Genomic DNA, 18,067 nt, shown 5'->3' with positions numbered 1-18,067 from the left:
GATCATCAAACCAAACGCGGCGGGGTAAAACAGGGTGGCTCTGGTGAGCCGCCAGACCGCTCTCAAGAAATCGCGGTTCAAACCTCTAGCTCTCTTGGCAAAATGAGGGCGGTAAATGCCCACGCTGATGGCGCCAGCCAATCGCTTTGACCGCCCGCTTTGCGTGTCAGGACAGTGCAAGCTCCAGTCGGATAGTCGATATATTGCCCAGTGAAGTAAGTGTGTAGTTCGGCCCACCCTGGATTATGGCCTAATAGCATCAACGCGCCGTCGGGTTCGACGTGCTGTCCGCAAACTCGCAATACGGTTTCGACGCCAGCGTGATAGAACTCTGGCGTATAATTTACGGTCTGTCCGCCTGGGATCGCCCGAATGAGACGCATCGCTGTTTCCCGAGTCCGTTTCGAATCAGAGCTCCAAATCGTGTCGGGTGCAAATTTTCGGGCTGTTAACGCTGCGCCTACGGCTGTCGCAGCACGCCGCCCACGATCATTTAACGGCCGTTCATGGTCACTTTGACCGCCGTCCGACCAAGAAGATTTTGCGTGGCGCATCAAGAGAAGTCGGGAAAGCATAGGGCTATATGCGCCTAATGCACTTTATAGACAATCCCGATGCGGCTGATAGTATCTGTCTTTTCCCGGCCTTCTGGAACATCGGTATGCGTTTCGACGCGGAAACTGGCGCGTAGGGACAGGCTCTCAAACATTTGAGATGTTACGCCCACCTCATTGGTCACGAATGTGTCGATGTCGGAGTAAAATAGCTCTGTATCATTGGTCAGGCTGACGCGTTCGTTAAAGTGATGTTCTAAATCCGAATAGGCTCGCGCAGAGACAAATGCCTCTTTTCGACTTGCCAGACCGCTTACGTCATTTGCCTGCAGGCGTGCCTTTTGAGAGCGATAGCCTGCGCCGCCCTCAAGGCGCCAAAGGGTCGGTTTATCGATCAACACAGAATAACCCGCGCCACCCCCAGCGTAGTACCCGTGTTTGAAGGCTCCGAAATCATCGCTGTAATAATCGAGGTTGGCAAAACTATAAACGCGCGGGGCGAGGTCGCGCCCAATCTTATATCCCAAGCGATAGCGCCGTTTATTCGTGCTGCCTTCATTGCGTCCAAAATCGGTGGTCCCTTTCAGGCTGTGGCGCCAATCCGCTGAGCGTTTGTTGACCTTAAACGCCAGACCCACATCGGTTGTGTCATTATTGCCGGTCGTCTTGGCCCCATTCAGGGCAATCTCCCCCGTCCATCCGGGGTCGTCCTGCGCAGCGGCAGTGCTCGCAACGCAAAGCATGACGAAAGACGGAAGAAGACGCGATAACATGTAGGACTCCGAATATGCCAGTTTTGGGTGATGCGTTAGCGGAACTTCTGAGGGATTTCAAACCCTCGCAGAAGGCTATACTTTACCCCAAGGCACGGCGTAGCTATAGCGGCGCAAACCACTCAATAACCGCCGGATTCCCGACATGTTCGATCTTAAAGCCATCCGTGAAACCCCCGAAGAGTTTGACCGACTCTGGGCCAAACGGGGGCTGGAGCCGCTCTCCAAGAAAATCCTCGATCAGGACAAGCTGATCCGCAAGGCAATGCAAGTTGTGCAAGAGGCCGAAGCTGCGAGAAATAAAGCCTCAAAGCAAATTGGTGCGGCCATGGGGAAGGGCGACAAAGAAGAAGCCGAACGCCTTAAAGCCGAAGTCGCAGGCGCAAAAAATGTGATCGCGGCTATGGGCGCGCAGGTCGACGGCGAAAAAGCCCAGCTCGATGATCTTTTGGCCAGCTTGCCGAATGTGCCTTTCGAGGATGTACCAAATGGCGCGGACGAGGACGAAAATGTAGAGCTCACCAAATGGGGTACACCGCGTGCGTTCGATTTTGAGCCTAAGGCCCATGATGATCTCGGGACTGAGCTTGGCCTGATGGATTTTGAAACGGCCGCGAAAATGAGCGGTAGCCGCTTTGTTGTGTTACGCGGGGCGCTGAGCCGTCTTGATCGCGCTTTATCGGCCCTGATGTTGGACATGCAAACGGCAGAGGGTTTCGAAGAAACAAGCCCGCCGTTTCTCGTGTGGCCTTCCGCTCTTCATGGAACTGGCCAGCTTCCGAAATTTGCTGAGGATTTATATCCCGCAGGTGAAGATCATTACCTGATTCCAACAGCAGAAGTCTCACTCACCAATACGGTGCGTGAATCTATCCTTGACGAAGACACACTCCCAATTCGCATGACTGCGCACACGCCGTGTTTCCGTTCCGAAGCGGGCTCTGCTGGCCGCGACACAAAAGGTATGATCCGTCAGCATCAGTTCAACAAAGTCGAACTGGTGACGGTTTGTAAGCCAGAGGATAGCGAAGCCGAGCATAAAAATATGTTGCGCTGCGCCGAGCTTGTCTTGCAGAAACTTGAGCTGCCTTATCGCGTCGTGGAACTCTGCACGGGCGATCTGGGGTTTGGTGCGCGACGAACTTATGACTTGGAAGTTTGGTTGCCAAGCCAAGACACTTATCGCGAAATCAGCTCCATTTCGAACTGTGGTGAATTCCAAGCGCGCCGTATGAATGCCCGTTATAAGCATGCTGAAAAAGACAACCGCTTCGTTCACACATTGAACGGATCGGGTTTGGCAGTTGGTCGCACCTTGGTGGCTGTTCTGGAGAATTATCAAAACGCCGATGGCACAATCATGGTTCCTGAGGCGCTTGTGCCTTATATGGGCGGTTTAGAGGTTATCGGGTGAAAATCCTTCTCACCAATGATGACGGCGTAAATGCGCGTGGGATCTCAGTCCTGCGCGAAATCGCGTTGCAGCTGTCAGATGATGTTTGGGTTTGCGCGCCTGACACGGAACAATCTGCGGCCTCTCGTGGTGTGTCGCTCCACAATCCAGTCCATTTGAAAAAGCTAAACGATCGGATTTATTCTGTCACAGGCACGCCGACGGACTCCGTGATCGTTGGCCTCAAAGCCCTGATGCCTGACGCTTTGCCAGACTTAATTCTATCGGGAGTGAACCGGGGTCAAAATCTCGCCGATGATGTGACATTTTCTGGAACGGTAGCCGGGGCGTTACAAGGAATGCAAATGGGTATTCCTTCAATCGCCTTGTCATTGGCCCGCGGTTTTCAAGATGCCAAAAGTCTTCCGTGGGAAACCGCTTTGGCCCATGGCGCCCCCACTATCCGCACCTTGTTGGACAAAGGCTGGGGCAAGCATGTTATTCAGAATGTGAACTTCCCAGATGTTGCGCCCGAAGCCGTTAAAGGCCTGCAATACACGCGACAAGGCCACCGCGACTTCCAGATGACAGGCGTTGACCGTCGTGATCACCCCAGGGGCGGCGATTATTTCTGGCTGACCTATGGAGCAAAGCGATCCGACCCAGCGCAGGGCACAGACCTTCGCGCGATTTATGATGGTTATATTAGCGTGACGCCTCTGCATACGAACCTGACCCATGAAGATAGTCTTGCGGTTTTAAAATCATGAGCGCTGTCGGGTGAGCATTGATCCTGGCCTCATTGATATGATCATGCGGCTGCGTGGTCGTGGTATTTCATCCAATGCCGTATTGCGCGCGATTGAACTCACACCGCGTCGCTTTTTTGTACCTGATGACAAACGTGGCGTCGCCTATGAGGCGGTCAATGTTCCCATTCCATGCGGTCAAACTTTGCCGCCGCCCATGACCGCGGCTTTATTGGCGCAATTGCTGGATGTGAACCCAGACCATAAAGTCCTGACACCGGGATTGGGCAGCGGGTATCTGGCGGCGGTGTTGTCACGCATGGCGACCCGAATTTACACCGTGGAACGCTATAAAACCCTCATTCGCGAAGCCAATGAACGGTTTAAACAGCTTGATATTTATAACGTCGTGACGCGTCACGGCGATGGGCGTTATGGCTGGCTCGGACAGGCGCCGTTTGATCGTATCGTTATGGGATATGCTCTACGCGCAGAACCCGAAGAGATTTTAGAGCAACTCGCACCAAATGGTAAAATGCTCGCCGTTATCGATGGGACATTGACGCTTTTCGAGAAGCCGCGCACAAAGGTGACGGCAACGGAACTCATGCCGCTTGATTTGGATATGGCGGAAGCAGGGAAGTCGCGCACACTTTGATTTTTCGATTGCGAGCGTAGCTGCAAGGGATTCCAACATGTCCGAGAACCACCACAAGCTCCACTACATCGAACTGCCGGCTGTTTCCGTCACGGCGATGAAAACCTTTTACGGCAACGTTTTTGGGTGGACCTTCACCGATTATGGTCCCGGCTACGCCGCATTTCATGGGGCAGGCGTCGAAGGCGGCTTTGATGAAAGCCGCGAATATATTGCGCCACATCCTGCGGGCGTTTTCGTCATTCTTTATTCAGATGACTTAGAAGTCACTGAGGCCGCAATTGCGCAGGCAGGTGGAAAAATATCGACGCCGACTTACGGCTTCCCTGGCGGACGGCGCTTTCACTTTCACGACCCGTCTGGGAATGAACTAGGCGTCTGGACGGAGGTGAAGGAATAGCAACATGTCTTTGAATAAGAGCATTGTTTTCTGCTTCGCTTTAGGTTTGCCTTGTGCCGTTTCGGCGCAAACTGTGGTGCCTTCGCCCGGCGTGAGCCAGCCGATTTTGCACGACTTCGTCCCAGACTCGCGTCGGTTAGAATTGGTCACGGGAGAGGAGCTTAAAGCGCAATATTCGGGTCAGACCATTGCAGGAATTTACGACATTACCCGCCATAGCGATCAACGTTATGTCGAAACACTATCGACCAATGGCAAAATTTCCTACCGAGAGCGGGCGTTTCAATCCGAAGGCAAGTGGTTTGTCCGAGGCAATAACCTGTGTTTCATTTATGATGAGCAGCCGGGGCGCGAACATTGTTTTTATGAGTTCCGCTACGGGGATTGCATCATATCCTATTCGGACACGTCCCCAGTTGTTGCGGGAAAGCCGTTACTTACGCGGGACTGGTCCTCTGTTCAGAAATTCGTGGCTTCCGACTTCCGTTGGCCAGATGTCCCTGCGGACGAAGCCGATGCGTTTGCGTGTTTCTTGTCTTTCGTCTGAGCGGGCGTTAAAAATTAAAACGTCGCGCGATGCCAACTGTCGCAAATACACCTGCCGCCGTGCCATCTTCGGCTTGGATAATCGGACTATCGCGATAGTCACCCAAGGCTTCGCGGTAGCTAATAAGACCCGTTAAGCTCCAATCCTCATCTAGGTCTATGCCGCCCAACAGGGTGGCTGAAACTTGGTGAAACCCGCTCTTTGTATTGAACTGGTCAAGCGCGGAAGTAGCCGTTTGAGCTTGAGAAATGCCGTAGATGTCTTGCGTAAAATTTTGATTGGCCCAGCTAAGGGTAACAATAGGCGCCACAAACCAGCCCTGACCCGGGTAGCGTGTGCCCACAGACGCGTCAGCGACAAACCCGTCATGGCCACCGATCACATCCTGACCAACAGCAAGGTCAAAGCCAATAATTCCATATGTGGCGCGCGTGAACCCGCCCAACAGTAGGCTGGAGTCGATATCGTCCAAACCAGCCAGTGTGGGACTGTCGCTGCTGTCACGACCAAAATCAAAGCTCACGCGCGGCCCAGCTTCTAACGACCATTTCCCAGGTCCTTTTCCCGTGCCCATCTCGATCACGTCTGAACTGATCGCAAGGCCGCGCATGTCGAACCCGTAAAGATTTTCAAATCCGATATAGGGCAGAAGGTTGGTTTGGTATTGATCGGATCCGACATAGGCTGGGCGCGTGAGAACCGCGCCGCCGAGGTCGACGGTTGTCTCATCCCCTCCCGTCTGAGCGTCCGCTGAGATTGGTGCAAAGGAAATGACCAAAGCAGATAGGAGTGCGTGGGTGAGGTGTTTCATATGTTTGTTACGTTCGAAGGCGGTGGATGGCTTCATATAAGCGTTAAACTCATCGGATGAGATCTGCATCAACCAAAAATGATCAAAGTTCTGCCTTGATGTTGCCCTGTGCCGACAGGATAGGCGTTATATGGCTGACCCGCTCTTATTTCTTCACGCTCAAAAAGCGGCGCTTCAGACGCGGTTCGTTAGAGGCCCGTGGACGCTTGCTATTTTTGAATTTGTCGCCTTTGGGATCAAGCAAGCTTGGGCCTGTATCTTTGGCGGGCTAATGCTGGCACTACTGATTGGGACGTTCCTGTTCTACCCGGAAGACGCGGTCGTAACACGGTATGATGTCATCACGATAGGCGCGATCCTGATTCAAGCTGCAATGTTACTGACGCGCTTGGAAACGTGGGAGGAGGCAAAAGTTATCCTTGTCTTTCATATCGTCGGCACAATCATGGAAATCTTCAAAACCCATGTGGGCAGCTGGGTCTATCCCGAAGAAAGCCTTTTACGGATTGCGGATGTGCCGCTGTTTTCTGGGTTTATGTATGCGTGTGTCGGTAGCTATATCGCGCGTGTATGGCGTTTGTTTGAATTCCGGTTTGATCGATTCCCGCCACTTTGGGCGCAGGCGCTCTTGGCGTTGATGATTTATCTGAATTTCTTCACCCATCATTTCGGTCCCGACCTCCGCGTCCTCCTCTTTTTGGCGGCGGCAGGACTTTATGGTCCTTGCGTGATTTGGTTCAAACCAAATGAAGTTCACCGCCCCATGCCGCTGCTTTTGGGTTTAGGGTTGGTCGCATTATTCATTTGGTTCGCTGAAAATATTGGCACCTTTACCCGGGCCTGGGCCTACCCGGGGCAGGAGACGGGATGGCACTTGGTCAGTTGGGCGAAATTGGGCAGTTGGTTCTTATTGATGATCATAAGTTTTGTCTTGGTGGCCTGGCTTCACCGAAGGCCCACACATGAAGCTAGCCAAATTGACGGACTTTCATGACCGACACACCGGCTTGCGAAAAATATCATCAGGATTTTTGATTACACTTTGAAACAGTCGCCTATTTCTGTAGGTAGGCCTCTCTAAGAGACCCTTTCCGATCCTGTCTATGCATGACGTTGATCACTGAGAGGCGAGAATACTTTGAAAAGCCTAAGAGATCGACCGATATGACAAAGACCACAGCCGATATTATCTATACAATCGTCGACGAGGCGCCCGAGTTAGCGCGCAATTCTTTGCTGCCGATTATTTCAGCTTTCGCAGACGCGGCTGATATCAAAATCGAGACTCGCGATATTTCACTGGCAGGTCGCATTCTGTCTTTGTTCCCTGATCTTCTATCTGACGAACAGCGCGTGTCCGATGATTTGGCGGAGCTTGGTAAGCTTGTTAAAACGCCGGACGCAAACGTCATCAAGCTGCCAAATATCTCGGCCTCTGTTCCTCAGTTGCAAGAAGCGATCAAAGAGCTTCAGTCGCAGGGCTATCCCATTCCAGATTATCCAACCGATCCTCAATCAGATGCGGAAAAAGCGACACGGGCGAAATATGATGGGATCAAAGGCTCCGCTGTGAATCCCGTCTTGCGTGAAGGGAATTCTGATCGTCGTTCGGCTAAAGCTGTGAAATCTTATGCCAAGCTCAATCCGCATCGTATGGGTGAGTGGACTGCGGATAACAAAACGTCAGTCGCCTCCATGCCAGGCAATGATTTCTTTGCGAATGAAAAATCCGTGACTATCTCCGCCGCTCAAGCTGGCGGTGCAAAAATTCTCTTCACGGACAAGATTGGCGCTGAGACTGTATTGAAGGACGGCCTATCTTACGAAGACGGGACAATCGTTGACGGAACATACATGTCCGCAAAAGCCTTGCGTGCCTATATCAAGGACGCCGTTGAAACGATTGAACCGGGTGTATTGTTCTCCGTCCATCTCAAGGCGACAATGATGAAAGTCTCTGACCCCATCATTTTTGGGCATTTCGTTTCGGTCTATCTCGAAGACTTCCTCGCCAAACATGGCGATAAGCTGGATTTCAACCCCAATTCGGGCATTGGTACGCTGGAAAAACTTATTGCCGGTAACGCTGAGATGGAAGCGGATTTGAAAGCGGCACTTGCCGCCAAACCACCGCTCTATATGGTCAATTCGGATAAAGGGATTACAAACCTCCACGTTTCGTCTGACGTCATCATCGATGCATCGATGCCTGCAGTGATCAAAGCAGGTGGTATTGGTTGGGGCCCTGATGGCGAGCCAGCGAACACAAAATGCTGTATTCCGGATAATTGCTACGCACCCGTCTATGACGAGACCGTCGAGTTTTTCAAAGCGAACGGAAAACTAGACGTTACGACATGTGGCGCGGTTTCGAATGTCGGCCTGATGGCGCAAAAGGCCGAAGAATATGGGTCTCACCCCACGACCTTCACGGCCAGCGCGGACGGAACAATCTCTATCGTGCTTGAGGGCGGCGACGTCATCATAAGCCATGACGTTGAGCAAGGCGACATCTGGCGTTCTTGCACAGCCAAAAAAGCGCCAATTTTGGATTGGATCAAGCTGGGCATTGAGCGCTTTGATGCAACTGGATTGGCCGCATTCTGGCTGGACGAAAACCGAGCCCATGACGCAGAGCTGATCAAATATATCAAACCCGCTTTGGCCGCAGCGGGTAAAGACATCCCGATCCTCGCACCGCGCGAGGCGACGCGATACACGCTAGAGGAAATGACCAAAGGTCATGACGTCGTAACGATCACAGGCAACGTCCTGCGCGATTACCTGACTGACTTGTTCCCAATTCTGGAACTTGGCACGTCCGCTAAGATGCTCTCCATCGTGAAACTCATGAATGGCGGCGGTTTGTTTGAAACGGGCGCAGGGGGCTCAGCACCGAAACATGTGCAGCAGCTTCAAGAAGAAAACCATCTTCGCTGGGACAGCCTCGGTGAGTTCTGCGCCCTTGGTGAGAGCTTTAATTTTCTCGCCACGAAGGACCGCCCAAAGGCGGCTGTTCTTGGTAAAGCTGTTGAGCGTGCCACAGAGTTCTTGTTGGTCGAAGGGCATTCACCAGGACGTAAAGTCGGCGATAATGACAATCGTTCATCCCATTATTGGTTCGCCCGTTTCTGGGCGGAAGCCATCGCATTGCAATATGAGGATGCCGATCTGAAAACGCACTTTGCTGGGATCACAAAGAAGCTGATCGAAAACGAAGAGACAATCTTAGCCGAGCTGAAAGCCGATGAAGGAAGTCCTGCCGATATGGGCGGATATTATCATGCTGACGCGAAAAAGGTAACGAACATCATGCGTCCGTCCGCGACGCTAAACGAAATTATCGGTTCTATTTAAAGGGCTTACGCGCAAATTCTAATTTTAAAAACCACCTTGTCGGATTGATCTAATCAATACGCCAAGGTGGAAAACGCCGGGCTGCTCCAGCTTTAAAAATCCGAATTTTGTTGCCTGACGGGTCCAGAATATCGGCCTCTTCCCACAAGTAAGATTTCATTTCTGGTGAAGCCAAGGGCACTATACCTGCGTCCGTCAGAAACTCCGCAACATCATCCACTTCAAAATAGATTAGCGGCCAATCCGCGGGCGCGGTCCAACCCGCCTCTACGCCGTGCAGAGACAGCGTTGCGGGGTCCGAGACCTCAGCTGAGGCGGGAAATTCAAATCGCGCGTATCGGGGCGCGCTGTCCACGATCAATTTCAAACCCAAATTTTGATAAAATAAAACGCTCGCCGCGAAATCAATCGCGCCGAGCGTTACTTGATTGAGACGAAGACCGTGCATGACGACCTTTCGAAATGACCTAAGTCATTTTCCGTTCAAAGTTTTCAGCGATCGCTTCCAGATACCCTTCAGTCGTCAACCAGCCTTGCTGATCGCCGACGAGGAGGGCGAGGTCTTTTGTCATTTGGCCGCGTTCGACGGTTTCGATGACGGTCTTCTCGAGGCCTGTTGCAAAATCGATGAGCTTTTGGTTGTCGTCAAGCTTGCCGCGGTGGGCAAGGCCGCGAGTCCACGCAAAGATAGACGCCGTCGAGTTCGTTGACGTCGCTTCACCCTTCTGGTGATTGCGATAATGGCGCGTCACCGTACCGTGAGCCGCTTCGGCTTCCATGGTCTTGCCGTCTGGGGTCAACAGGAACGACGTCATTAGGCCCAGAGAGCCAAAGCCTTGGGCAACTGTGTCTGACTGAACGTCGCCGTCATAGTTCTTACACGCCCAGATATAGCCGCCCGACCATTTCATGGCGGCTGCAACCATATCGTCGATCAAGCGATGCTGATACTCGCCACCAAATTCAGCAAATTTCTCTGCGAATTCTGTGTCATAGATTTCTTGGAAGATATCTTTGAAACGGCCGTCATATTTTTTGAGGATGGTATTCTTTGTGGATAGGTAAACGGGCCACTTGCGTTGCAAACCGTAGTTAAATGTGGCGCGCGCAAAGTCACGGATAGATGCGTCGAGGTTATACATCCCCATTGCAACGCCGGCCTCTGGGAAATCAAACACTTCGCGTTCAATCACTTCGCCATTTTTACCTTCCCATTTCATTGTTAGCTTTCCTTCGCCGGGGACGAGGAAGTCAGTCGCTTTATACTGATCACCAAAGGCATGGCGGCCAATCACGATAGGTTGGGTCCAACCCGGCACGAGGCGCGGAACATTGTTACAGATGATCGGCTCGCGGAAGACAACACCGCCCAAGATATTCCGGATTGTGCCGTTTGGCGAACGCCACATTTTCTTGAGGTCAAATTCTTCAACACGTTGCTCATCTGGGGTGATGGTCGCGCATTTGATGCCGACATTATGCTTTTTGATCGCATTGGCTGCATCGATCGTGATTTGATCATCTGTGGCGTCGCGCGATTGGATGGACAAATCATAGTCGAGCAAGTCGATGTCGAGGTAAGGGTGGATCAAGCGGTCTTTGATCATGTCCCACATAATGCGGGTCATTTCGTCCCCATTCATATCAACGACGGGGTTTGCTACCTTGATTTTGGCCATGTTTTCCTCATTAAGCGGACGGATAAGAAGTGTTGGGCGCGCATTAACACCCAGCACCGACAAACGAAAGCCGAGATTCATGGGTAAAGCCATCAAGGACCAACTGGGACGTGTGATTGAGCGCGAGGACGCGCCGCAACCTGCGGTCATACTTGTCCGCCCCCAACTTGGCGAGAATATTGGCGCGGCCTGCCGTGGGATGTTGAATTTTGGCCTGACAGAATTGCGTTTGGTCGCGCCGCGCGATGGGTGGCCCAACCCAGCCGCGGATGCGATGGCCGCAGGCGCGGTCGAATTGATCGAAAATGCGAAGCTGTTCGACACAGTTGAGGCGGCCGTAGCCGATTTGTCCTATGTCTTGGCCGCCACCGCGCGCCGACGAGAGCTGGAAATACCCGTTGTCGGCACGACAGTGGTCGGCCGTGAGATGCGAAGCAAAGTCGAGCAGGGGGTCGGCATTCTGTTTGGGCCTGAAAAAGCGGGGCTAACCAATGCCGACGTTGTTCTGGCTGATGCGATTCTCACCTATCCCGTGAACCCCGCGTTCCAATCGCTAAACCTTGCGCAGGCGGTGAATGTGTTCGCCTTTATCTGGGCGCAAAGCGAGTTCATGTCGGACGCTGTGAAACCAGATATGGGGGCAGGCGTTCCCGATTATTTTGAAGGTGTCCGCAGCGATGTCGCCCCGCGCGAAGACCTCACGCGATTGTTTAACCACATGGAAGAAGAGCTTGATAATGCAGGCTTCTTTTTCCCCGCTGCCAAGAAACACCTGATGCTCCAAAATATCCGCGCGCCGCTGACACGGGCGCAAATGAGCGAACAAGAAGTCCGCACATTTCGCGGAATTATTAAGGCGCTGGCCAAAGGACGAGGCAACGCGCGGGGCGGTTAGATTGCGATTTTGAGGTCAGACTCATTGGCGCAGTAACCCTCATCCAAAACCCTGTTTGGGTGCATTTAGAAGACCCATCAAAACGGTAGATAAACCCGCTTAGCAGAGGTCAGCCAGCGTCTTACTTTGGGCTATTTTAAGACTCTCACATTTTTCTGGATAAAATCTACAGAGGGATAATTGATTTTGGAAGACTCAGCTGCTTTGGGCTTAGTAACTATAATCTTGAACGCATAATTGAACCACCTATGGGACAAATCAGGAATGGAAGTGGGGTTACGGATTTTTGGTTTGCTGTTTGTCTCAATCGTAATTGGGTATTTTACGATGCGTTCAGCTGCCAAACCCGTTTTTTATAACGGTGATGCATATGAGCTCAAGCAAAGCTCAATGTCGAAAATTTCTCTCATACTGATTTGGGCCGCGACTTTGGTCTTCTTCGTTATGTTTTTTATAGCCCTTCAGGGTGAAATCACCATGAGGTCTAACGTGTTTTGGTCGGGCATTTTTATCCTTTTAGTACTAGTCACGATAAGCTCATTAACGACTAAAATAACTTATGATCATCATACTCTTTATATCAAAGGGTTGGGAAAACCTCGTCAGTATGATTGGTCGGATTTAACGCGGGTTTATAACTATAACGCGGTCAGTTCAGCGAGTGTGCTTTTGTTGAAATTCAAGGGAAAATCCTGGGTCGGCATTCCGACTGACTATGAGGGCTTCGATCACTTTCAAAGAATCGCGAGGCGGTGAATTTCACGTTGTAGTTTATGTGTCTCAATAGGCCAGACGCGTGAGCCTAATGTCTTATTTTTGGGCGATTACCGCCTCATTGCCAGAACACTTCCAGCGGCCTTCTTTGGGCGATTTAAGACACTGTTAAGGGTCTGCTTTGCCATTGCCGGGGACTTATCCGACTAAAATCGGTTCACAGGATCGATTTTTAGGCTATCGCGTAACGTCCCCTAAGCCCCAAAGGGAACATCTTTCCCGTTTTTGAACCTACACAATCCGCCATAACACCGCAGTCTCAAAGAGAATGATCCCCGCCTCAAAAAGTCGTGTCATACTACACAGGTTCTTTCGGGCATGGGACAGGTGAGACGTCGCTTACTGGTTCGAAAGGCTGTGTGTGAAATAGGACTGGTTTGACAGCTTCGCCTATTATCTTACGCATTGGAGCCTGACCGCATACGCGGCTGCGTTCGATGAGTTGAAACTTTGGTTTCAACGAGACGGCGCAAGCGGTGAAGCGGGAGACATACTAACGAGGCCTTTGCGTAAAACGTCACAGCCGCAGGGTTATCTCTTGCGTAAAACAAAATTTATTATCTTCGGTACTCCGTCGCGAGTGCTGACCCTGCGGGCCGTCCCGCTTATGATTTTGCCTTGGCAGTCACGAGATGGGCTGTAAGCCTTCGCGCTTGGCCGTATGTTTTAGGGCGCGGCATATTCGGCTTGCGCCAACGTGATTAGTAAAGCGATTTGGATTGCGATGTGTGCGTCTTTATCCGTCCAGGTTTCTTTGAAAGAATGCGCACCTGCGCTAATGCCGCCGCGACTGATTGTAATTGCGGGCAAGCCTTTCGAGATCGGAATATTGGCGTCAGTCGATGAAATCCGTAATTGCGGATCAAGGCCAAAGGCGTCGATTGCCGCCATCGCTTGCTGGACGAGGGAACTGCTGGCGTCGCCATTTGCAACGGGACGATCTCCCACTTTTTTGACGTCGACTGTAATTTCACCGCCACGTGTGCGGGCCGCGTTTTCCGCCGCAAGTCCGTCTGCCATGGCTTGTTTGAACACAGCGTCCATCTCATCGAGTTTGGCGACATTGCCCGAGCGCATGTCGACCTCCATCCAGCTCTCAAATGGGATGGAGTTGATGGAGGTTCCGCCGCCAATACGGCCAATATTAAAGCTCGTTTTTGGGCCTTCACTGGCAACTTTTTTAGCGCGTTCGGCGAAAAGCGTGGAGGCGCGCCCCAAAGCATGGTGCGGATTGGCATCACCGAAATCTCCCCAGCTATGCCCGCCTGGTCCCTTGAAGGTCACGCGGTAGCGATAGGATCCGACACCGCCGTAAACCACGCGATCATCACTGCCGCCATCTACCGCAATAAACGTGTCGATTTTCGGCGCGCCGTCGCGATAAAGATGCTTGATACCGCGCAAATCACCCAAGCCTTCTTCGCCAACATTTCCGACAAACATCAAATTATGCTCAGTTTGAATATTGTGCGTTTCGAGGGCTTTGAGCAGGCTAAGCATCACGACTACGCCACGCGTATTGTCGCCAATGCCAGGGGCAATATAAGTGTCGCCTTCGCGTTTGACGGTGACGTCCGTTTCAATCGGAAAGACGGTGTCGATATGTCCGCCCATCGCGATTGTTTTGGCCCCCGTCCGCCCGGGTCGCATCGCAATAACATTGCCGACTTCGTCAATTTTCACATCGGTGAGTCCGGCCTCGCGAAACATTTCGGCGACACGTTTGGACCGTGCCTCTTCGCCAAAGGGTGGCGCCGGGATTTCGTTGAGTTCGATCATGTCGCGATTATTTTCTTCACGGTGTGATTTGATGGTATCAAACGCAGCCTGAATAGCCGCTTGGGTTTTGAGCGCGAAGATTTCAGTTTTATAGACCGTGTTGATCGCAACATCGTCGGTCTGCGCTTGAGCGGTTGCCTTGGCTTGCATCGGTTCGTTTAACGCGACGCTTGAGCATCCCGAGAGTAAAATAGCTGATAAAACAAAAGTTCGACAAAGATGTTTCGACTGAGATTTCATAATATTCAACCAATATTTTGCGCAGGGATATCCCGATCCTGTTACACACCCACGCTCGCATGTGGAAATATATATTCCAACAAAGGAGGCAAAATAGAATAGAACATGTGAAGTTCAGAAGTCTGACCTAGGAGGCGTCGAAGAAACCCATTAGGGTCAGGCAACGCATATTGGAGTCGCAGAATGTCGAATACTCGCTTGGTCACCCTGTCCCTCGTCACTGCGGCGGGCTTCGCCCTAGCGGCCTGTTCGCCGAATACGTCAACGGCAGAGCCGACAGAGGTCGCGACGACTGAAACCGTGGCGCCTGCCGAGCGTTTTTTCACAGCAGACAAATTCACCTACGCGAATTACCAAGAGGTGGTCGTCAAACATGCGGCGCTCGACTTGGATGTGAATTTTGATCGCAAGGTTCTAGACGGTGCGGTGACGCTCCGATTTGAACGCCTTAAACCTGAGGCTCAAACGCTTACACTCGATACGAAAGACCTTCTGATCAAAGCGGTTGCGCTTGAGACCGAAGGCGGATGGATGCCGGCTGATTATACCTTGGCTGATGCGGACTCCGTTCTGGGTTCAGCCCTGAATATTTCCATCGGGACCGAGGCGGAGCATGTTCGGATCATTTATGAAACCAGTCCGACAGCAGAGGGATTGCAGTGGCTGACCCCAGCGCAGACGGCGGGCAAGAAGAAGCCGTATCTCTTCTCGCAAGCCCAAGCGATCAATGCGCGAACGATGTTGCCTGTTCAGGACACACCGGCCGTACGTTTGACTTACGAAGCCTCACTGCGTGTCCCTGACGGCTTGTTACCTCTGATGAGTGCCTCGCAAGACGGGCAAGATGCAGATGGCAATTGGACGTTCTCCATGCCGCAGCCGATCCCGAGCTATCTTATCGCGATCGCGGTAGGTGATATCAAATTCAAAGCGATCAACGACACGATTGGCGTCTATGCCGAAGACTATATTTTAGACGCCTCGGCCGAAGAGTTTGCAGAAACGCCCATGATGGAAGTTGCCAATACAGAACTTTACGGACCCTATCGCTGGGGGCGTTATGACTTGATTGTCTTGCCACCGAGTTTCCCCTTTGGCGGAATGGAAAATCCGCGTTTGTCCTTCATGACGCCAACGCTGATTGCGGGTGATAAATCTCTGACAAATGTTGTAGCCCATGAGCTGGCCCATAGTTGGTCTGGCAATCTCGTCACAAATGCGAGCTGGCGCGATGCGTGGTTGAATGAAGGCTTTACGAGCTACGTCGAAAACCGCGTGATGGAAGAGCTCTACGGAGAACGCCGCGCGGTGATGGAACAGGTGCTTGATATGGAGGGTTTAAAACGGGCCATTTCCGAGGCCAAGCGGCCAGAGCTGACGCATCTGAAACTGCCTGATGACATGGCGCATCCTGACGACGCCTTTACCCTCGTGTCTTATCTGAAGGGCGCAAATTTTCTGTTTTTCCTCGAAGATCGGTTTGGACGTGAGGCCTTTGATCCCTTCCTAAAGGCTTGGTTTAACGACAATGCCTTCCAATCCGTGACCACGGAAGATTTCATCGCCTATCTGCACGAGAATTTGCACAAAGATAATCCAGACGCTTTAACCTGCGCAGAACTAGACGCCTGGGTGTATGGGCCTGGCCTTCCGTCGACCGCGCGGACACCGCAGTCTGATGCGTTTGATGAGGTCACTGGACTATTGGGTACTTGGCTCGCTGGAGATAGCAATGGCGATGAAATGCTCGCGGCCTCCAAAGAGTGGAGCACACATGAATGGCTTCACATGCTAAACAGTCTCGATGATTTCGGCGATGTCGGTGTTGAAACCCTAGACGTTCTCGATGAAACTTATGCTTTCACAGGCACCGCAAACGCCGAGACAGCCTTTGCATGGTACATGCAAGCCATTGAAGGGGGGTATGAGCCTGCCTATCCTGCGCTGGAAGAGTTTCTCATGACCGTTGGCCGCGGTAAATTTATCTACCGTCTCTACGGCGCGCTAAAGGAGAATGGTCAAGCCGAGATGGCGAACCGCATCTTCGCTGAAGCCAAAGCTGGATACCATCCGATCGCTCAACGCCGTATCAGTGACATTCTTGCAGAGTAGTTTGAGTGTGGCCGTCCCGCTGTCTAATGCAGCTTAGGCGGTCACTTCATGGGCTGTGAGCAATACGCGGTGAGCACTTTACTCTCTGGGCCAATTCAGTCAGTGAGCCCAATATGAAATATCTTGGTTATCTCTTACTCCTGCTTGGCGGTGTCGCTGGTTATTTCGGCGTCCGCGTCTGGTTCGTTTTCTTGATCGCTTTGCTGTCGACACTCGTTTTTGCTTCGGCGCGGCGAAAAAATCTAAAAAGCACGCCCCAGGCCCCTGACCAAAATATGTTAATCGACGGTGTTTATCTCTTTTTCGGGCAACTTCTCATTCTGTTTGCCGTCTATTTATTGGGTGTGTTTATCGGAAGCCCGGGCGGGTCGTTCTTCACAGACTTTATGACGGGGAAGCGGGCTTAGGCGTGCGTTTGTTCTTTCGTATTGCATCGAAAGCGAAGATTCCAACGCCCAACCAGATAAAACCGAAGCACCATGCATGGGCAACGGTGAATGGCTCGCCAAAGTAAATGGCGCAGCCAAATTGCATTGTTGGTCCAATATACTGCAAAATACCCAGAGTAGACAGCTGAATGCGTCGCGCGGCAAAAGCAAAAGCGAGGAGGGGAAGCACTGTCAGCGGCCCAGCCAAAATAATCAAAACATCTGTTTTTGTGTCAAAGTTCCCCCACGACAAGCTGCCTTGGGTTGAAAGGTACCAAAGCATGCCGGCAGCGGGCAAAATCAGGACGAGGACTTCAATGAACAAACCCGGCATCGCGCCAACGTCGATCTGCTTGCGCAACACGCCATAAACAGTGAAGCTAAAGGCCAAGAATAAGGAAATGCCGGGAAATACGCCGCCTTTGATTGTCAGTATCGCGACGCCGATGAATGCGAAGGCAATCGCCAAACCTTGCAGGGCGCTGAGTTTCTCCTTGAAAAAGACCACCGCGACCAAGACGTAGAGTAGGGGATTGATGTAATAACCTAGGCTGCCTTGGAAAATCTGGTTCTGCTGGATGGCCCAAATATAAACACCCCAATTTGCGGCTAAGGCGATGGCAGCTATTGTCAGCAAAGCAACGGTCTTAGGCTTAGCTAGCGCGCGCAATGTGTCTTTGATTTGCTTGCGGAACAATAGGATCAAAAGACCAAAAGGTACCGACCAAACAATGCGATGCGCGAGGAGCTCCAGCGCGGGCACATGCCGCATAGCGACAAAATAAATTGGGAATAACCCCCACATCGTATAGGCGGCAAGACCAGAGAGAAATCCAGCCTTGCTGTCTTTGGGGTCAATTTGTTTGGGTGCGGATGCCATAAATGCCAATGTCACCAATAGGCGGGTCTGCCAACCCA

At 51.9% G+C, this 18,067-nt stretch carries 17 protein-coding genes; 10 read left to right on the top strand and 7 right to left on the bottom strand.

All coding sequences use genetic code 11. From position 1 onward, the window contains the following. Positions 1–77: 77 nt before the first annotated feature. Together IE073_RS03755 and IE073_RS03750 are read right to left on the bottom strand one after the other, a co-directional pair. Positions 78–575 (bottom strand): SixA phosphatase family protein, encoded by a 498-nt coding sequence (locus IE073_RS03755; protein ID WP_189581428.1) that lies wholly within the window; start codon positions 573–575, stop codon positions 78–80. A 14-nt stretch (positions 576–589) separates the two neighbouring features. Further along, positions 590–1,327 carry a DUF481 domain-containing protein gene (locus IE073_RS03750; protein ID WP_189581426.1) on the bottom strand — a complete coding sequence of 246 codons (738 nt, stop codon included), beginning with the start codon at positions 1,325–1,327 and terminating at the stop codon, positions 590–592. Positions 1,328–1,472: 145 nt separating this feature from the next. On the opposite strand from IE073_RS03750, the gene serS reads away from it, so the two are divergent. From serS to IE073_RS03725, 5 genes are read left to right on the top strand one after another with little or no spacing between them, the layout of a single operon-like run. Continuing rightward, entirely contained in the window at positions 1,473–2,741 is a 1,269-nt protein-coding gene (serS, locus tag IE073_RS03745) for a serine--tRNA ligase (RefSeq protein ID WP_189581423.1), read from the top strand. Further along, a complete protein-coding gene (gene surE, locus IE073_RS03740; protein WP_189581420.1) occupies positions 2,738–3,490 on the top strand; it encodes a 5'/3'-nucleotidase SurE in 753 nt (250 codons plus the stop codon). Before serS ends, surE begins: the two co-directional genes overlap by 4 nt. Positions 3,491–3,500: 10 nt before the next feature. Next, positions 3,501–4,127 carry a class I SAM-dependent methyltransferase gene (locus IE073_RS03735; RefSeq protein WP_189581418.1) on the top strand — a complete coding sequence of 209 codons (627 nt, stop codon included), beginning with the start codon at positions 3,501–3,503 and terminating at the stop codon, positions 4,125–4,127. A gap of 37 nt (positions 4,128–4,164) precedes the next feature. Further along, positions 4,165–4,527, top strand: a complete 363-nt coding sequence (locus IE073_RS03730; protein WP_189581416.1) for a VOC family protein — start codon at positions 4,165–4,167, stop codon at positions 4,525–4,527. A gap of 4 nt (positions 4,528–4,531) precedes the next feature. After that, complete coding sequence (locus IE073_RS03725) at positions 4,532–5,074, top strand: hypothetical protein (protein WP_189581414.1); 543 nt, start codon at positions 4,532–4,534, stop codon at positions 5,072–5,074. A gap of 7 nt (positions 5,075–5,081) precedes the next feature. Here IE073_RS03725 and IE073_RS03720 read toward each other — a convergent pair whose 3' ends face one another. After that, positions 5,082–5,921 (bottom strand): MipA/OmpV family protein, encoded by an 840-nt coding sequence (locus IE073_RS03720; protein WP_233349792.1) that lies wholly within the window; start codon positions 5,919–5,921, stop codon positions 5,082–5,084. 94 nt (positions 5,922–6,015) lie between these two features. On the opposite strand from IE073_RS03720, the gene IE073_RS03715 reads away from it, so the two are divergent. Beyond that, entirely contained in the window at positions 6,016–6,879 is an 864-nt protein-coding gene (locus IE073_RS03715) for a DUF817 domain-containing protein (RefSeq protein ID WP_189581410.1), read from the top strand. A gap of 170 nt (positions 6,880–7,049) precedes the next feature. After that, entirely contained in the window at positions 7,050–9,242 is a 2,193-nt protein-coding gene (locus IE073_RS03710) for an NADP-dependent isocitrate dehydrogenase (RefSeq protein ID WP_189581408.1), read from the top strand. 49 nt (positions 9,243–9,291) lie between these two features. Here IE073_RS03710 and IE073_RS03705 read toward each other — a convergent pair whose 3' ends face one another. Together IE073_RS03705 and IE073_RS03700 are read right to left on the bottom strand one after the other, a co-directional pair. Further along, complete coding sequence (locus IE073_RS03705; RefSeq protein ID WP_189581406.1) at positions 9,292–9,690, bottom strand: VOC family protein; 399 nt, start codon at positions 9,688–9,690, stop codon at positions 9,292–9,294. 19 nt (positions 9,691–9,709) lie between these two features. Further along, complete coding sequence (locus IE073_RS03700; protein ID WP_189583791.1) at positions 9,710–10,921, bottom strand: NADP-dependent isocitrate dehydrogenase; 1,212 nt, start codon at positions 10,919–10,921, stop codon at positions 9,710–9,712. A 79-nt stretch (positions 10,922–11,000) separates the two neighbouring features. Here IE073_RS03700 and IE073_RS03695 point away from each other — a divergent pair, with 79 nt between their 5' ends. Beyond that, entirely contained in the window at positions 11,001–11,816 is an 816-nt protein-coding gene (locus tag IE073_RS03695; RefSeq protein WP_189581403.1) for an RNA methyltransferase, read from the top strand. Positions 11,817–13,256: 1,440 nt separating this feature from the next. Here the strand turns inward: IE073_RS03695 and IE073_RS03690 are convergent. Then, the gene (locus IE073_RS03690; RefSeq protein WP_189581399.1) at positions 13,257–14,609 is read right to left on the bottom strand and encodes a M20/M25/M40 family metallo-hydrolase; all 1,353 of its coding nucleotides are present in this window, start codon (positions 14,607–14,609) and stop codon (positions 13,257–13,259) included. A 183-nt stretch (positions 14,610–14,792) separates the two neighbouring features. Between IE073_RS03690 and IE073_RS03685 the strand changes: the two genes are divergently transcribed. Then, entirely contained in the window at positions 14,793–16,721 is a 1,929-nt protein-coding gene (locus IE073_RS03685) for a M1 family metallopeptidase (RefSeq protein ID WP_189581396.1), read from the top strand. Positions 16,722–16,834: 113 nt separating this feature from the next. Beyond that, a complete protein-coding gene (locus tag IE073_RS03680) occupies positions 16,835–17,128 on the top strand; it encodes a hypothetical protein (protein WP_189581394.1) in 294 nt (97 codons plus the stop codon). Here the strand turns inward: IE073_RS03680 and rarD are convergent. Next, positions 17,106–18,029, bottom strand: a complete 924-nt coding sequence (gene rarD / locus IE073_RS03675; RefSeq protein ID WP_189581391.1) for an EamA family transporter RarD — start codon at positions 18,027–18,029, stop codon at positions 17,106–17,108. The genes IE073_RS03680 and rarD overlap by 23 nt on opposite strands. Between the last annotated feature and the right edge of the window lie 38 nt (positions 18,030–18,067).

The organism is Litorimonas cladophorae (assembly GCF_014652455.1).
Classification (GTDB): domain Bacteria; phylum Pseudomonadota; class Alphaproteobacteria; order Caulobacterales; family Maricaulaceae; genus Litorimonas; species Litorimonas cladophorae.
Note: the sequence above shows the minus strand (reverse complement) of the source record. Positions and strands in the feature narration are given on the sequence as shown.

What these genes read in the sequence shown, in the direction of transcription:
- IE073_RS03715 (WP_189581410.1), top strand. Translation starts at nt 6,016, where the DNA reads ATGGCTGACCCGCTCTTATTTCTTCACGCTCAAAAAGCGGCGCTTCAG.
- IE073_RS03685 (WP_189581396.1), top strand. Translation starts at nt 14,793, where the DNA reads ATGTCGAATACTCGCTTGGTCACCCTGTCCCTCGTCACTGCGGCGGGC.
- serS (WP_189581423.1), top strand. Translation starts at nt 1,473, where the DNA reads ATGTTCGATCTTAAAGCCATCCGTGAAACCCCCGAAGAGTTTGACCGA.
- IE073_RS03710 (WP_189581408.1), top strand. Translation starts at nt 7,050, where the DNA reads ATGACAAAGACCACAGCCGATATTATCTATACAATCGTCGACGAGGCG.
- IE073_RS03680 (WP_189581394.1), top strand. Translation starts at nt 16,835, where the DNA reads ATGAAATATCTTGGTTATCTCTTACTCCTGCTTGGCGGTGTCGCTGGT.
- IE073_RS03730 (WP_189581416.1), top strand. Translation starts at nt 4,165, where the DNA reads ATGTCCGAGAACCACCACAAGCTCCACTACATCGAACTGCCGGCTGTT.
- IE073_RS03700 (WP_189583791.1), bottom strand. Translation starts at nt 10,921, where the DNA reads ATGGCCAAAATCAAGGTAGCAAACCCCGTCGTTGATATGAATGGGGAC.
- IE073_RS03705 (WP_189581406.1), bottom strand. Translation starts at nt 9,690, where the DNA reads ATGCACGGTCTTCGTCTCAATCAAGTAACGCTCGGCGCGATTGATTTC.
- IE073_RS03750 (WP_189581426.1), bottom strand. Translation starts at nt 1,327, where the DNA reads ATGTTATCGCGTCTTCTTCCGTCTTTCGTCATGCTTTGCGTTGCGAGC.
- IE073_RS03695 (WP_189581403.1), top strand. Translation starts at nt 11,001, where the DNA reads ATGGGTAAAGCCATCAAGGACCAACTGGGACGTGTGATTGAGCGCGAG.
- rarD (WP_189581391.1), bottom strand. Translation starts at nt 18,029, where the DNA reads ATGGCATCCGCACCCAAACAAATTGACCCCAAAGACAGCAAGGCTGGA.
- IE073_RS03725 (WP_189581414.1), top strand. Translation starts at nt 4,532, where the DNA reads ATGTCTTTGAATAAGAGCATTGTTTTCTGCTTCGCTTTAGGTTTGCCT.
- IE073_RS03690 (WP_189581399.1), bottom strand. Translation starts at nt 14,609, where the DNA reads ATGAAATCTCAGTCGAAACATCTTTGTCGAACTTTTGTTTTATCAGCT.
- IE073_RS03755 (WP_189581428.1), bottom strand. Translation starts at nt 575, where the DNA reads ATGCTTTCCCGACTTCTCTTGATGCGCCACGCAAAATCTTCTTGGTCG.
- IE073_RS03720 (WP_233349792.1), bottom strand. Translation starts at nt 5,921, where the DNA reads ATGAAGCCATCCACCGCCTTCGAACGTAACAAACATATGAAACACCTC.